13 protein-coding genes are annotated in these 12,621 nt (G+C 72.0%); 7 read left to right on the top strand and 6 right to left on the bottom strand.

The genetic code is table 11. The annotated features are described in order from the left end of the window. Positions 1 to 143 precede the first annotated feature (143 nt). On the bottom strand, positions 144 to 1,025 hold the full coding sequence (locus KIS93_RS41635; protein WP_080039078.1) for an SDR family oxidoreductase: 882 nt from the start codon (positions 1,023 to 1,025) through the stop codon (positions 144 to 146). 84 nt (positions 1,026 to 1,109) lie between these two features. Between KIS93_RS41635 and KIS93_RS41630 the strand changes: the two genes are divergently transcribed. Next, positions 1,110 to 1,688 (top strand): TetR/AcrR family transcriptional regulator, encoded by a 579-nt coding sequence (locus tag KIS93_RS41630; protein WP_080039077.1) that lies wholly within the window; start codon positions 1,110 to 1,112, stop codon positions 1,686 to 1,688. A gap of 392 nt (positions 1,689 to 2,080) precedes the next feature. Here the strand turns inward: KIS93_RS41630 and KIS93_RS41625 are convergent, their stop codons facing one another. After that, complete coding sequence (locus KIS93_RS41625; RefSeq protein WP_080046774.1) at positions 2,081 to 3,037, bottom strand: TIGR01777 family oxidoreductase; 957 nt, start codon at positions 3,035 to 3,037, stop codon at positions 2,081 to 2,083. A gap of 499 nt (positions 3,038 to 3,536) precedes the next feature. On the opposite strand from KIS93_RS41625, the gene KIS93_RS41620 reads away from it, so the two are divergent. The 4 genes from KIS93_RS41620 (at position 3,537) to KIS93_RS41605 (ending at position 7,691) form a co-directional block, all read left to right on the top strand. Continuing rightward, a complete protein-coding gene (locus KIS93_RS41620; protein ID WP_080039076.1) occupies positions 3,537 to 3,743 on the top strand; it encodes a ferredoxin in 207 nt (68 codons plus the stop codon). Continuing rightward, positions 3,740 to 5,041: a cytochrome P450 gene (locus KIS93_RS41615; protein WP_080039075.1), complete on the top strand. Its 1,302-nt coding sequence runs from the start codon at positions 3,740 to 3,742 to the stop codon at positions 5,039 to 5,041. Before KIS93_RS41620 ends, KIS93_RS41615 begins: the two co-directional genes overlap by 4 nt. A gap of 141 nt (positions 5,042 to 5,182) precedes the next feature. Then, entirely contained in the window at positions 5,183 to 6,604 is a 1,422-nt protein-coding gene (locus tag KIS93_RS41610) for an aldehyde dehydrogenase family protein (RefSeq protein ID WP_080039074.1), read from the top strand. Between the two features lie 19 nt (positions 6,605 to 6,623). Next, a complete protein-coding gene (locus KIS93_RS41605; RefSeq protein ID WP_080039073.1) occupies positions 6,624 to 7,691 on the top strand; it encodes a Zn-dependent alcohol dehydrogenase in 1,068 nt (355 codons plus the stop codon). Between the two features lie 64 nt (positions 7,692 to 7,755). Here KIS93_RS41605 and KIS93_RS41600 read toward each other — a convergent pair whose 3' ends face one another. Beyond that, positions 7,756 to 8,187 carry a hypothetical protein gene (locus tag KIS93_RS41600; protein WP_080039072.1) on the bottom strand — a complete coding sequence of 144 codons (432 nt, stop codon included), beginning with the start codon at positions 8,185 to 8,187 and terminating at the stop codon, positions 7,756 to 7,758. A 70-nt stretch (positions 8,188 to 8,257) separates the two neighbouring features. After that, complete coding sequence (locus KIS93_RS41595) at positions 8,258 to 8,956, bottom strand: TetR/AcrR family transcriptional regulator (protein WP_080039071.1); 699 nt, start codon at positions 8,954 to 8,956, stop codon at positions 8,258 to 8,260. Positions 8,957 to 9,093: 137 nt separating this feature from the next. On the opposite strand from KIS93_RS41595, the gene KIS93_RS41590 reads away from it, so the two are divergent. After that, positions 9,094 to 10,308, top strand: a complete 1,215-nt coding sequence (locus KIS93_RS41590; RefSeq protein ID WP_080039070.1) for an oxygenase MpaB family protein — start codon at positions 9,094 to 9,096, stop codon at positions 10,306 to 10,308. A gap of 24 nt (positions 10,309 to 10,332) precedes the next feature. Here the strand turns inward: KIS93_RS41590 and KIS93_RS41585 are convergent, their stop codons facing one another. Together KIS93_RS41585 and KIS93_RS41580 are read right to left on the bottom strand one after the other, a co-directional pair. Further along, a complete protein-coding gene (locus tag KIS93_RS41585) occupies positions 10,333 to 11,565 on the bottom strand; it encodes a cytochrome P450 (RefSeq protein WP_230466196.1) in 1,233 nt (410 codons plus the stop codon). A 36-nt stretch (positions 11,566 to 11,601) separates the two neighbouring features. Further along, the gene (locus KIS93_RS41580; protein ID WP_080039068.1) at positions 11,602 to 12,156 is read right to left on the bottom strand and encodes a quercetin 2,3-dioxygenase; all 555 of its coding nucleotides are present in this window, start codon (positions 12,154 to 12,156) and stop codon (positions 11,602 to 11,604) included. A gap of 108 nt (positions 12,157 to 12,264) precedes the next feature. Between KIS93_RS41580 and KIS93_RS41575 the strand changes: the two genes are divergently transcribed. Continuing rightward, a partial coding sequence (locus tag KIS93_RS41575; protein WP_186404727.1) for a MarR family winged helix-turn-helix transcriptional regulator occupies positions 12,265 to 12,621 on the top strand: 357 nt, incomplete at its 3' end.

Genomic DNA, 12,621 nt, shown 5'->3' with positions numbered 1-12,621 from the left:
CTTCGGCCGTCGCGCGGTGGCGACCGGAGGCACGATGAGGGCGTGGTGGCGGCGATTCATGGCCATCGGCGCGGCCATGGTTGTTTCACTGTTCTTACAGTGAGCAGGTCGTGGATGGACGAGGCTCGGAGAGAATGCCCTGTTCAGGGCTGGATGTTCGCCAGATCCTCCAGGAGGCCGGGGTGCGCGGGTCGCCACCCGAGGACCTGGCGGGTGTGGGCGCTGGAGGCGGGTTGGTCCATGGCGAAGATCGGGCCGAACGGGCCGAAGTTCTCCTGCGGCACCTGCTCGACCGGTAGTCCGAGTCGCCGGCCGATGACGGTCGCGATGTCGCGTACCGCGTCGCCCTCGTCGGCCACGGCGTGCCAGGTCGTTCCGGCGGGTGCCGACTCCAGAGCCAGGCGGAACACAACCGCCGCGTCGAGCGCGTGCACGGCGGGCCAGCGCTGGGTGCCGTCGCCGGGGTAGCCGGCGACGCCGGTGCGGCGCGCCTGGTCCGTCAGCAGGCCGGCGAATCCGCCCTTGCCCTGGTTGTGCACCGTGCGCGGCATGCGGACCGCCGTGGCGCGCACGCCGCGCGAGGCCAGCTCCAGCAGTGCGTTGACCGAACGGCCGCGACCGCCCACCGGCCCGTCGGTCGGCGCGGGATCGGCCTCGGTGGAGGGACGGCCCGGCACCCAGGGCGTACCCGAGACCGTGACGATCGGGCGATCGCTGCCCAGCAGTTCCTCACCCAGGGCGGCCAGTGCGGCGCCCTCCTCGGCGATCGACCGCGCGAGGGTCTCGTCGGTGCTGTAGTCGCTGCCGAAGGCCAGGCTGATCACGCCGTCGGACTGCGCGGCGCCGGCGCGCAGGACGTCGAGGTCGGCCAGTTGCCCGCGCAGCACCTGGGCGCCGGCGTCGGTGAGGGCTTGCGCGGACTTGTCCGAACGGGCCAGCGCGAGGACGGTGTGGCCATGGGTGAGGAGTTCGGCGACGACGGCGGAGCCGATCGTGCCGGTGCCGCCGGTGACGAAAACGTGCATCAGAATCTCCCGAAGTGACGAGACCTTTGTCCCATCACCATACACAGTGACGGGACTCTTGTCCCATCACCTATGATGTGGTGCATGGCGCGATGGCAACCGGAGACGACCCAGCGACTCATCGTCGCGGCCGTGGACCTGTTCACCGAGCAGGGGTACGACGCCACCACGGTGGCGCAGATCGCCGAGCGCGCCGGCGTCACCAAGAGCACCTTCTTCCGGCACTTCTCGGACAAGCGCGAGCTGCTGGTCGCCGGCCAGGAGACCCTGAGCCGGCTGCTCGCCGAGGGAATCGCCGAGGCGCCCGCCGACGCCAGCCCCCTGCAGGCGGTCGCGGCCGGTCTCGAACGCGCATCCGGCGCCATGGGGCCGGCGAACCGCGAGCTCGGCCCCCGGCTGAGGGCGGCCATAGCGGCCAGCACCGAGCTCCAGGAGCGAGACGCGCTCAAGAGCGTCGGCCTGGCCGCCGCCATGACGGCCGCACTCGTCGCCCGCGGCGTCCCGGACCCTACCGCCCATCTCGCAGCGGAGCTGGGCGTCCTCGCCTTCAAGCGAGGCTACGCCCAGTGGTCGGAAAGCGACCGCGATGACCCGCGCGGACTCGCCCACCACGCCCTGTCCGCCCTGCGGGATCTGCGTGCGGCAACGGCGTCACTGGGCTGATCGGCCGCAGCCGAAGATCACGTGCCATGGACGCGTGAGGACGCGTCGAAGAGGCCGGTGACGAGGACGCCGGCTCCGTATGCGGCGACGGCGATCGGCAGCGCGATCACGATGGCGTGGCCGAGGCGGGTCACGGTCGGATACAGGACGTGGGCGCGCCCACCGCGGTGAGAATCGCGCCGCACCGCAACGGAGCCGGCATCCGTGAGCGAGATGGACGTGCAGGCCGCCCGGCGCGATCGCCCTGCACGCCTCCGGCGTCGTGACGACGCCGTACGCCAGTGCCACGACCAACGCCGGCCGCTGGGGCCAGAGCGTCATCATCTCCCGATGAGGTGAACGATAGATGGCGGGCGGCCGGCGGCCATCGAGTCGCTGGAGGGGCCTGAGGCTCACATGGTGGATCCAGGCCTGCCGCGCAGACGTCGCACGAGGTCGTCGGCGGCCTCCGGCCACTGCGGAAAGTCGAACGCGAAGCCCGCTTCGAGCAGGCGGCCGGGGATGACGCGGCGACTCTTCAACAGGAGTTCGGTATCCGAGCGCAGCGCGAACGCGCCGAGCTCGGCCATCCACTTCGTTGCGGGCAGGCCCACCGGAACACCACACGCGGCGCGCAGCACGCGCATGAACGTACGTTGCGGTAAAGGGGCAGGCGCGGCGAGGTTCACCGGCCCGGCGAGGTCATCCCGGTCGGCCAGGAACTCGACGGCGCGGACGAAGTCGCGGTCATGGATCCAGGACACGAACTGCGCACCGCCGGCGACCGGGCCGCCAAGTCCGAGGCGCACGAGCCGCAGCAAGACGTCGAAGACGCCGCCGCGGTCGGGGCTCATCACCATGGCAGCGCGCATGCTGACCTTGCGCGTGTGCGGGGTTTCGGCTTGCTCCTGCGCCCGCTCCCACGCTTTCGCGATCTCGACGCTGTAGGCCCAGTAGCCCGGCACGCCCGGTTCGGTGCCGCCCAGCACGCCGGTCACCTCGTCGTTGGGGGCGTCGAAGCGGTGGGCGTAGACGGTGGCGGTGCTCATCTGCAACCAGACCCGGGGAGGCCGTGAGGCGGCCGCGACCGCCTCACCCACCACCCGGGTGGAACGCACCCGCGAATCCATCATGGCCCGCAGATTGTCCGGCGTGTAGCGACAGTTGACACTGCGTCCGGCCAGGTTGATCACGACGTCGCTACCGTCGATCTCCTTCGCCCAGGGGCCAAGCGTCTCGGCATCCCAGTGGACGTCGCGATCGCGCAGCGGCCGCCTGGTCAGGATGACAACGTCATGGCCCGCGGCGGTCAGCGCGCGGCGGAGGATGGTGCCTACCTGCCCGGTTCCCCCGGGTATCACGATCTTCATCCGGCTTCCCCCCAAGGCGAGTGGGACAAGCCTAACGCGCTGGCTGAACACGTTCAAAAGCGGCTCGTACCGCGACAGGGGGACCACACCATGCCTGTGACACGCCGGGGTCCCAGATCACTGCGCGCGCTGCGCCTCATCGTGAGCGCCGCCTGGTCGGCGTATCCACGCTTCGGTCCACGCTGCAGCAGACCGTTCTCAGGCCGGGCCGACTTGAGCTCCCGGATGGGTCACATATCGCTCCCAGTGGCCATCTATCGTGCACAGCCTCCCCCGGGCCGACCTCCTGCGATACACGTGCCTACTGCCATATCTCCTGACATTCCTGGTGCCGTACTGACATCTGCCAGCGCCTCAGACACCGGCGACCGCGCCTCGGGGGACCCTTGACGGGACAAATGAACGCTTTTTTAATTCCTTCAGGGACGGAACCCAACCCCCCGAACGCTTGATCCCCGCCCTCGACCACCCAACCCCCAGTACAGACGGGAACGAGGCAATGAAGATCCGGATCGACTCCGAGCGTTGCCAAGGGCATGGCCGCTGTTACGACCTCGCCCCTGACCTGTTCGGTGAGGACGACGAAGGCTACGGCACCGTGCTGGGCAGCGGCGAGGTGGCCGCCGGCCAGGAGGCGGAGGCGCGCCTGGCGGTGGCCAACTGCCCTGAGAGGGCCGTCGAGGCCGAGAACGGAGCGGCTCTATGAGCGTGGACAACGGGCGGAGCCGCCCGGCGGGCGTGGACGACCGCTTCGGCCCCGATCTCGACGAGGCGCGCAGGAACCGCCCGATCCCGGTGGCGAGCGAGATCGTCACCGACCCGGTCTCCGACTGGGCCGCCGACTTCTCCCATGTGGACCCGGTGTGGGCGGCGGACCCGTACCCGATCCAGGACGAGCTGCGGCAGCGCTGCCCGATCGCGCACACCGAGCGGTTCGGCGGCGTGTGGCTGCCGACCCGGTACGAGGACGTGGCGGCCATCGCCTACGACACCGACCGGTTCTCCTCGCGGGGGATCATCGTCAGCAACGTCCGGCCGCCGCGGGAGCTGGCGCCCATGGGCAGCGTGCCGCCGATCTCGTCCGATCCGCCGTTCCATCACGACGCCCGCAAGCTGCTGCTGCCCGCGTTCACCAAGAGCGCGGTGCGCAAGCAGGAGGAGGCGACGCGCGCGTACTGTCACGAGTTGATCGACGCGTTAGAGGGCCGGGACGTCGTGGACGGCGCGGGGGAGTACGCCCAGCACATCCCGGTACGGGTGATCGCGAACCTGCTGGGGCTGCCGGCGGAGGACGGGCCGCTGTTCCGCCGGTTCATCGAGACGTCGCTGGAGAGCGTGAACAAGCGGCCGGAGGAGCGCGCCGAGGGGTTCGCGGCGCTGGCGGACTACCTGCTGGCGCAGATCCGCGAGCACGTGGACCAGCCGCGCGACGACCTGATCACGTACCTGATCGACGCGGAGCTGCACGGGCGCAAGCTCGACCCCGACCACGTGCTCGGCACGATCATCCTGCTGCTCATCGCGGGCATCGACACGACCTGGAGCGCCATCGGTGCGTCGCTGTGGCACCTGGCCAGGACGCCGCGCGACCGCGAGCGGCTGGTGGCCGAGCCGGAGCTGCTGCCGACCGCGATGGAGGAGCTGCTGCGGGCGTACGCGCCGGTCACGATGGCGCGGCTGGTCAGGCAGGACATGCAGTGGAACGGCGTGGAGATGAAGGCCGACGACTGGGTGCTGCTGTCGTTCCCGGCGGCGAACCGGGATCCGGAGCACTTCGAGCGGGCCGATGAGGTGGTCATCGACCGGGAGGTCAACCGGCACGCGGCGTTCGGGCTGGGCATCCACCGTTGTGTGGGCTCGCACCTGGCGCGCATGGAGCTGAGGGTGGCGCTGGAGGTGTGGCTGGAGCGGGTGCCCGTCTTCTCCCTGGCGGATCCGGCGGCGGTGACGTGGGCGGCCAGCCAGGTGCGCGGCCCGCGCACGCTGCCGCTGCGCATCGGCTGACAGCGGCGGGATCCGCCGCCCCGCGCCCGGCCGGCGCGGCGGGCGCGGCGGGGCCCTCAAGGTTCCGCGACTGGACGGTGCTGCGGCGTGGCTTCTAGAATCAAAATCTAGAATAATGCTCCTCCAAGCCGAGGGTGGGCCATGCCGCAGCGGATCTATGTCGATGGTGAGTGGGTGCCGGCGAGCGGCGGAGCCCCCATACCGGTGGTGAACCCCGCCACCGAGGAGCCCTTCGACGAGGTGCCGCGCGGCGGCCCCAAGGACGTCGCGCACGCCGTCGAGGCCGCCGCCGCCGCGCTGCCCGCCTGGTCGGCCCGCCCCGCCGCCGAGCGGGCCGGGCTGTGCGCCGCCGTGGCCGCCGCGCTCGGGGAGCGCGCCGACGAGCTCACCGAGACGATCGTGAACGAGCTCGGCATGCCGATCAAGCTGACCCGGGCCATCCAGGTGGGCTCGCCGATCCGCACGTTCATGTCGATGCCGGAGGTCGCCGCGGGCATCGCGTTCGAGGAGCCGATGGGCAACTCGGTCGTGTACCGCGACCCGGTCGGCGTCGTCGGCGCGATCACCCCGTGGAACTACCCGCTGCACCAGATCGCCGCCAAGGTGGCGCCCGCGCTGACCGCGGGCTGCACGGTGGTGCTCAAGCCCAGCGAGGTGACGCCGCTGGACGCGTTCGTGCTGGCCGAGGTGATGCACGAGGTCGGCATCCCGGCCGGGGTGTTCAACGTCGTCTCCGGCACCGGGCCGGAGGCGGGGGAGGCGCTGGCGGCGCACCCGCTCGTGGACATGGTCTCGTTCACCGGCTCCACCCGCGCCGGGCGGCGGGTGGCCGAGCTGGCCGCCGCCGGGGTCCGGCGCACCGCGCTGGAGCTGGGCGGCAAGTCCGCGAACGTGCTGCTCGACGACCTCGACGACGCCGCGTTCGAGGACGCCGTGCGCAAGGGCGTGGCCGCCTGTTACCTGAACTCCGGCCAGACCTGCTCGGCCCTGACCCGGCTGCTGGTGCCGCGCGAGCGGCTGCACGACGCCGAACGCGTCGCGGCCGACGAGGCCGCCACGTACACGCCGGGCGATCCGCGCGACCCGGCCACCCGGCTCGGCCCGCTGGTCTCGGCCGTGCAGCGCGAGCGCGTCCGCGCGCACCTGCGCTCGGCCGCCGAGGACGGCGCGACCCTCCTCACCGGCGGCCCCGACGCGCCCGACGGGCTGGAGCGCGGCTACTACGTGCGGCCCACCGTGATCACCGGCGTCGCCCCCGAGTCGCGCATCGCGCAGGAGGAGATCTTCGGCCCGGTCCTGGTCGTGCTGCCCTACGACGGGGAGGACGAGGCCGTGCGCATCGCCAACGGCACCGCGTACGGGCTGGCCGCGGGCGTGCGCGCCGCCGACCCGGGACGCGCCCGCCGCTTCGCCAGGCGGCTGCGGGCCGGGCAGATCCGGATCAACGACGGCGCCCACAACGGGCTGGCCCCGTTCGGCGGCTACAAGCACTCCGGGTACGGCCGCGAGTACGGCCGCTTCGGCCTGGAGGAGTTCCTCACCACCACGTCCGTCCAGCTCTGAGCCGGGGGAGAGCGACACGATGCGAGGCGTCATCCTGCGTGAGACGGGCAAGCCCGTCGAGGTCACCGACGAGCTGGCCGTGCGCCCGCCGGGCCCGGGCGAGGTGCGGGTGCGGCTGCGCGCCGCCGGCGTCTGCCACTCCGACCTGTCGATGTGCGAGGGCCGCCTGCCCGCCCGGCTGCCGCTGGTGCCCGGGCACGAGGGCGCCGGGGTGGTGGTCGAGCTCGGCCCCGGCGTGAGCGGCCCGCCGGTCGGGACGCACGTCATCCTGTCGTGGATCCCGCCCTGCGGTAGCTGCGCCCTGTGCCTGGGCGGCCGGCCGAACCTGTGCGTCAGCGTCCGGCCGCCGTCGTCCACCGTGACGGTCGCGGGTGAACCCGCGCACGCCGGCCTCGGCGTGGGCTGCTTCGCCGAGGAGACGGTGGTGGACGCGCGCGCCGCCATCCCGATCCCGGACGACGTGCCGTTCGACGTGGCCGCCGTGGTCGGCTGCGCGGTGCTGACCGGCGTCGGGGCCGTGATCAACACCGCGGAGGTACGCCCCGGCTCGTCGGTCCTGGTGATCGGCTGCGGCGGCGTCGGGATCAACGTCATCCAGGGCGCCCGGCTGGCCGCCGCCGCTCCCGTCCTGGCCGTGGACCAGGTGCCGGAGAAGCTGGAGGCCGCCCGGGCGTTCGGCGCCACGCACGTGGCCACGCCGGACGAGCTCGGCGACGCGGTGCGCGAGCTCACCGGCGGGCTCGGGTTCGACTACGCCTTCGAGGTCGTGGGCCGCCCGGCGACGATCCGGCAGGCGTGGCAGGCCACCCGGCGCGGCGGCACCACCGTCGTGGTGGGCGCGGGCAGCCGCGACGACCTGGTCACCTTCAACGCGGCCGAGCTGTTCGCGACCGAGCGGCGGCTGACGGGCTGCCTGTACGGCTCCGGCGACGTCCGCACCGACTTCGGCCGCCTGCTGCGCCTGTGGCGGGCGGGGCGGCTCGACCTGGAGGGCCTGATCAGCCGCCGCATCACGCTGGACGAGGTGGGCGAGGCGTTCACGGCGATGGGGTCGGGCGACGTGATCCGGTCCCTGGTCATGTTCTGACCTGCGCCGTCGGGGGCCGGCATCGTCGGGGGCGGGCGCCGTCGGGGGCGGGCGCCGTCGCGGGCTACGAGGGCAGCCACGACGGCCACCAGGGCAGGACGCAGTCGCCGGGCGTGCCCTCGGTGGCCACGTCGTACAGCACCATCGCTACCGGCCCGGCCACCGAGACGGTCACGCTGAGCGCCACCAGGACGGGCACCGGCCACACCCGCCCGGCCAGCGGCGGCAGCCGGGCCAGCAGCTGGAGGGGCAGCGCGGCGATCGCCGACAGCACCGCGACGGCTGGGACGACGACGAACCGGCTGAGCAGCCAGAACACCTCGGCGAACTTCTCGCCGGAGCTCAGGTCCCCCTGGCAGTGGACCTGAGCGCGGGCCACGAGGTGGATGTCGAAGAACGTTCCGGCCGCCGCGCACGTCAGCGCGACGACCGCCGAGAGGCCGCAGCCGAACGTCCAGGAGGCGTCGCCCGCCCTCGGCAGCCGTCGAAGGATCACGGCGCCATCGAAGCAGACGCGTGTGGTGGCGCGGTGCGGCGCGGGTGCGGGTTGTGTGCAGATCGGCCGGTCAGTCCTCCGCGTGCAGCATCGGTACGAGGAAGCGGCGGGCGACGGCGGCGAGCTGGGCGTCGTCGTCGAGGTCGACGACCTGGCTGGGGATGGCCAGGAAGGAGGCGGAGACCCGGACCATCATCTCGGCCACCAGGTCGGTGTCGAGGCCGGCGGGCACGTGGCCGGCGCGTTGCTCGCGGCGGAGCTGGCCGGCGACGAACCGGCGGACGGTGGCGAGCGTCTGACCGCCGTCGTTGATCATGGAGGGGACGAGGAGGTCCGGCTCCGCCGCGATGAGCCCGCCGATGAGCGGGTTGGAGCGGATCGCCCGCAGTGAGCTGACGAAGCCCAGCACCACCCGGTCGGCCGCGGTGCGGGCCTGCTCGATGTCGATGAGGAACCGGTCGAAGTAGCGGCGGAACTCGCGGCGGACGACCTGCTCGACCAGCAGGTCCTTGGTGGCGAAGCGGCGGTAGACGGTGATGCGGGAGACGCGCGCCCGCCGGGCGACGTCCTCCATGGTCGAGCGGCGGATCCCCATGCGGCAGAACTGCTCGTAGGCGGCGTCGAGGATGCGCGAGCGGGCCTCGTCGGCGTCGTCGACGCGCTCGACGGCGTCGAGGTACGCGCGATCCAGAAGGGATCCCGGGCCTGGCTCCGAGGGTGACATGAGCATGGACAGCGCGGAATCCACGACCACCTCCTGTGTCCTCATTCTGCCCCCATCGCCGCATGACGGCCGCTCCGTCTTGTGATGGGCGTCACATTGTGCTCTCATGATACGCAGATGCAATCAGCGTCTCACCGTATCAGGCGCGTGTTCCCGGCCTCGACCAGAGGAGGAGCGAAGGCATGGGCGGACTCAGCAGGCGCAACATGTTGAAGGCGGGCGGAGCGCTGGGCGCACTCGGTGCGCTGAGCATCGCGACCCCCGCGCACGCGTGGACGTGGTCACCCACCGGCTCGGTCGCGGGCGCCGGGGCCGGCCTCGACCCGCGCTGGGTGTGGGACGAGGAGGCCGACCCGCTGGTGGCCGCGCTGCTCGACCGCGGCGACGTCCCGCGCGTCAACGAGCTGTTACGCACCTGGACCAAGAACGGCCAGCCGCTGCCCGCCGGGCTGCCGGAGGACCTGCGCGCCTTCATGGAGCGCGCCCGTCAGCTGCCCGCCTGGGCCGACCAGGGCAAGCTGTCGCTCGCCGTCGAGTTCAACAAGAAGCGCGGCCTCTACCTCGGTCTCCTGTACGGGCTGGCCAGCGGCATGATGAGCACGGTCATCCCCAAGGAGGCCCGCGCCGTCTACTACTCGCAGGGCGGCGCGGACATGAAGGACCGCATCTCCAAGACCGCCAAGCTCGGCTACGACATCATGTCGCAGAACGCCTACCGCCCCGACGGCGAGATGATCGTCACCTGCGTCAAGACCCGGCTCGTGCACGCCGCCGTGCGGCACCTGCTGCCGCAGTCGCCGCACTGGCCGGACGTCGCCGACGAGGACATCCCGATCAGCCAGCGCGACATGATGGTGACCTGGCACAGCCTGCCCACGACCGTCATGCAGAAGCTGGTCGCCTGGAAGGTGCCCATCCCGGCGGGGGAGTCGGAGGCGTTCCTGCACTCCTGGCAGCTGTGCGCGCATATGCTCGGCATCAAGGACGAGTACATCCCCGCCTCCTGGGCCGAGGCGAACAGCCAGGCCGAGCAGGTGCTGACCCCGGTGCTGGCCCCGACCCCCGAAGGTGTCAAGCTCGCCGACATCCTGCTCGGCCTCGGCTCCTCCGTCGACGCCGGCATCCTCAGCAAGCCGATACTCGGCGCGTTCACCCGCTTCATGCTCGGCGACGAGATCGCCGGCTGGCTGAAGATCCCCCGGGAGCCGGTGTGGGACCCGCTGCTGCGGCTGTCCTGGAAGCCGTTCATCGCGGTCCGCGAGGGGCTGCTGCCCTTCCCGCTGGCGCCGGAGGCGTACTGGCTCTTCGACGAGTTCCTGCGCAAGGCGACCCTGCTCTTCCTGTCGGAAGCGCGGCCGATCAGCATCGAGATCCCGCAGACCAACCGGCCGTCCTGACCCGCGCGCCGGATGACGGCGGGGTCACCAGGTGACCCAGACGTCCTCCAGCCCGCCCGACAGCAGGCCCTTGCGCAGGCGCAGGCCGTCCACGCCGTCGCGCAGGGCGAGCGTGGGCAGGCGGCGGGTGAGCGTGCCGAGCACGACCTGCAGCTCCAGGCGGGCCAGCGGCTGGCCCAGGCAGTAGTGCGCGCCCGCGCCGAAGCTCAGGTGCTGGGCGGCGTTGGGCCGGCGCGGGTCGAACCGCTCGGGGTCCTCGAACCGGCGCGGGTCCCGGTTGGCGGCGGGCCGGCACGGGATGACGGTGGCGCCCGCCTGCACGGGGGTGCCGCCGAGCTCGAGGTCCTCGGCCGCGACGCGCGGGAAGCCGATCACGCTGAGCGTGGTGTCGAGGCGCAGGACCTCCTCCACGGTGCCCTGGATGAGCGCCGGGTCGTCGATCACCGCCTGGTAGCGCTCCCGCTCCGACAGGAGCATGGCCGCCATGATGGCGATCATGTTGGACGTCGTCTCGTGCCCGGCCAGCAGCAGCGCCCGCACGGTGGCGATGAGCTCCTGGTGGCTGAGCCGGCCGTCCTCGCTGTCGGAGATCTGGGTCAGCTCGCTCAGCAGGTCGTCGCCGGGGTCGGCGCGCCGGGCGTCCACCAGGGCGGAGACGTAGGAGTCGAACTCCTGGTAGGCCTGCTCCACCTCCTCCTGGCTGTAGCGGGTCAGCGTGAGCATGACCTGCGACCAGTGGGCGAACCGGTCCTGGTCGCGGCTCGGCGCGCCGACCAGGGCGCAGATGACGCGCACCGGCAGCGGCAGGGCGAGCTGGGCGGACAGGTTGGCCGGCGAGCCGGACTTGAGCAGGTCGTCCACGAGCTCGTCGGCCATCGCCTGCACGCGCGGGCGCCAGGTCTCCATCTTCTTGACGGTGAAGGAGCGGGTGAGCAGCCGCCGCCACCGCAGGTGCCCCTCGCCTTCGCGCATGTCGGTGCCGGACGCGGCGCGGTTGAAGATGCCGCCGTCGCGCGTGGTGGAGACGCGCGCGGCGTCGGGGCCGCCGCGGCGGAAGCGCTGGTCGGTCAGCGCGGTGCGCACGTCGTCGTAGCGGGTGAGCAGCTGCGCGGTGTCGCCGCTGGGCAGCCGCACGTGCGCGACCGGGCACTGCTCGCGCAGCTCGGCCCACTCGCGCGGCGGCTCCAGCGTGGCGTCACGGTCGAAGGGATAGTTCGGCATGGTCATCGCGGCCCCCAGGTCGTTGACAGCTCGCACCAACTTTAAGGCGCTTGCCTTAGTTAAGCCAGGGTTTCAGGGGTGCCACTCGTGATCGGGCAGGAAGCGCACGTCGTACCGCTGCGGGACGGTGCCGAACCGCTCCGGCGCGGGCACGTACGGCGTGGCGGGCAGGCCGTGCTCGTCGGTGGGCGTGCCGAGCGATTCGAAGAAGCGCTCGAACGTGCCGCCGGGCCCGGCGGCGACGCCGACGATCTGGCTGTGGTGGCGCTCGATGCGGTAGGCGTGCGGGCAGTTCTTGGGGACGAAGCCGAAGTCGCCCGCGGTCAGCAGCTTCTCCTGCTGCGCTCCCTCCAGGTCCTCGACGAAGAGCCGCACGGCGCCCTGCGTGACGTAGAAGACCTCATAGGTGCCGGCGTGCAGGTGCGCGGGGATGATCGGGCCCTTGGGGCCCTCGCAGGTGAAGAAGTTGAACGTGTTCTCGGTCTGCTCGCCGCCCGCGTAGATCGTGATCAGGTCGCCGAACAGGTGGGCGCGGTCGCCCATGCCCTTCTCGACGAAGTACGGCCGGCCGGGCTCGGGCGGCAGGTGGGAGCGGGTGCGGTAAGGGGTGGCGAATTCCATGGTCATGCGGGGTGCTCTCCAGCCGGGATCGGATTGTCAGGTAGCCTGACATTAGGAGGGATGGGAGACTCTGGCAAGACGCCGTACCGACGAGAGCCTGGAACGCACACCGACATGACGCAGCCGGCCCGCAACCTGCCGCAGCGCCTGGCCGAGGCCAGGCGCTGGTTCGACGACGGGCTCCTGGCCAGCATGGAGCGGGCCGGCGAGCGCCCGCTGACCATCGCGCAGGCCTGGGTGTTCGCCACCCTCGACGACACCGGCACCACCGTGTCCGAGCTGGCCCGGCGCATGGGCGTCACCCGGCAGAGCGCCCACCAGGCCGTGCACGGCCTCATCGCCGCGGGGCTCATGGAGCAGGTGCCCGACCCGTCCTCCGCCCGCGCCCGGCTGATCCGCACCACCGAAGAGGGACGGCGGGCGCACGAGCTGGCGCAGCGCTGCATCGCCGTCATGGAGGACGTCCTGGCG

The sequence above is a fragment of the [Actinomadura] parvosata subsp. kistnae genome (assembly GCF_900323885.1).
Classification (GTDB): Bacteria; Actinomycetota; Actinomycetes; order Streptosporangiales; family Streptosporangiaceae; genus Nonomuraea; species Nonomuraea composti.
Note: the sequence above shows the minus strand (reverse complement) of the source record. Positions and strands in the feature narration are given on the sequence as shown.

What these genes read in the sequence shown, in the direction of transcription:
- KIS93_RS41590 (WP_080039070.1), top strand. Translation starts at nt 9,094, where the DNA reads ATGGGCGGACTCAGCAGGCGCAACATGTTGAAGGCGGGCGGAGCGCTG.
- KIS93_RS41620 (WP_080039076.1), top strand. Translation starts at nt 3,537, where the DNA reads ATGAAGATCCGGATCGACTCCGAGCGTTGCCAAGGGCATGGCCGCTGT.
- KIS93_RS41625 (WP_080046774.1), bottom strand. Translation starts at nt 3,037, where the DNA reads ATGAAGATCGTGATACCCGGGGGAACCGGGCAGGTAGGCACCATCCTC.
- KIS93_RS41605 (WP_080039073.1), top strand. Translation starts at nt 6,624, where the DNA reads ATGCGAGGCGTCATCCTGCGTGAGACGGGCAAGCCCGTCGAGGTCACC.
- KIS93_RS41630 (WP_080039077.1), top strand. Translation starts at nt 1,110, where the DNA reads ATGGCGCGATGGCAACCGGAGACGACCCAGCGACTCATCGTCGCGGCC.
- KIS93_RS41615 (WP_080039075.1), top strand. Translation starts at nt 3,740, where the DNA reads ATGAGCGTGGACAACGGGCGGAGCCGCCCGGCGGGCGTGGACGACCGC.
- KIS93_RS41595 (WP_080039071.1), bottom strand. Translation starts at nt 8,956, where the DNA reads ATGAGGACACAGGAGGTGGTCGTGGATTCCGCGCTGTCCATGCTCATG.
- KIS93_RS41580 (WP_080039068.1), bottom strand. Translation starts at nt 12,156, where the DNA reads ATGACCATGGAATTCGCCACCCCTTACCGCACCCGCTCCCACCTGCCG.
- KIS93_RS41635 (WP_080039078.1), bottom strand. Translation starts at nt 1,025, where the DNA reads ATGCACGTTTTCGTCACCGGCGGCACCGGCACGATCGGCTCCGCCGTC.
- KIS93_RS41610 (WP_080039074.1), top strand. Translation starts at nt 5,183, where the DNA reads ATGCCGCAGCGGATCTATGTCGATGGTGAGTGGGTGCCGGCGAGCGGC.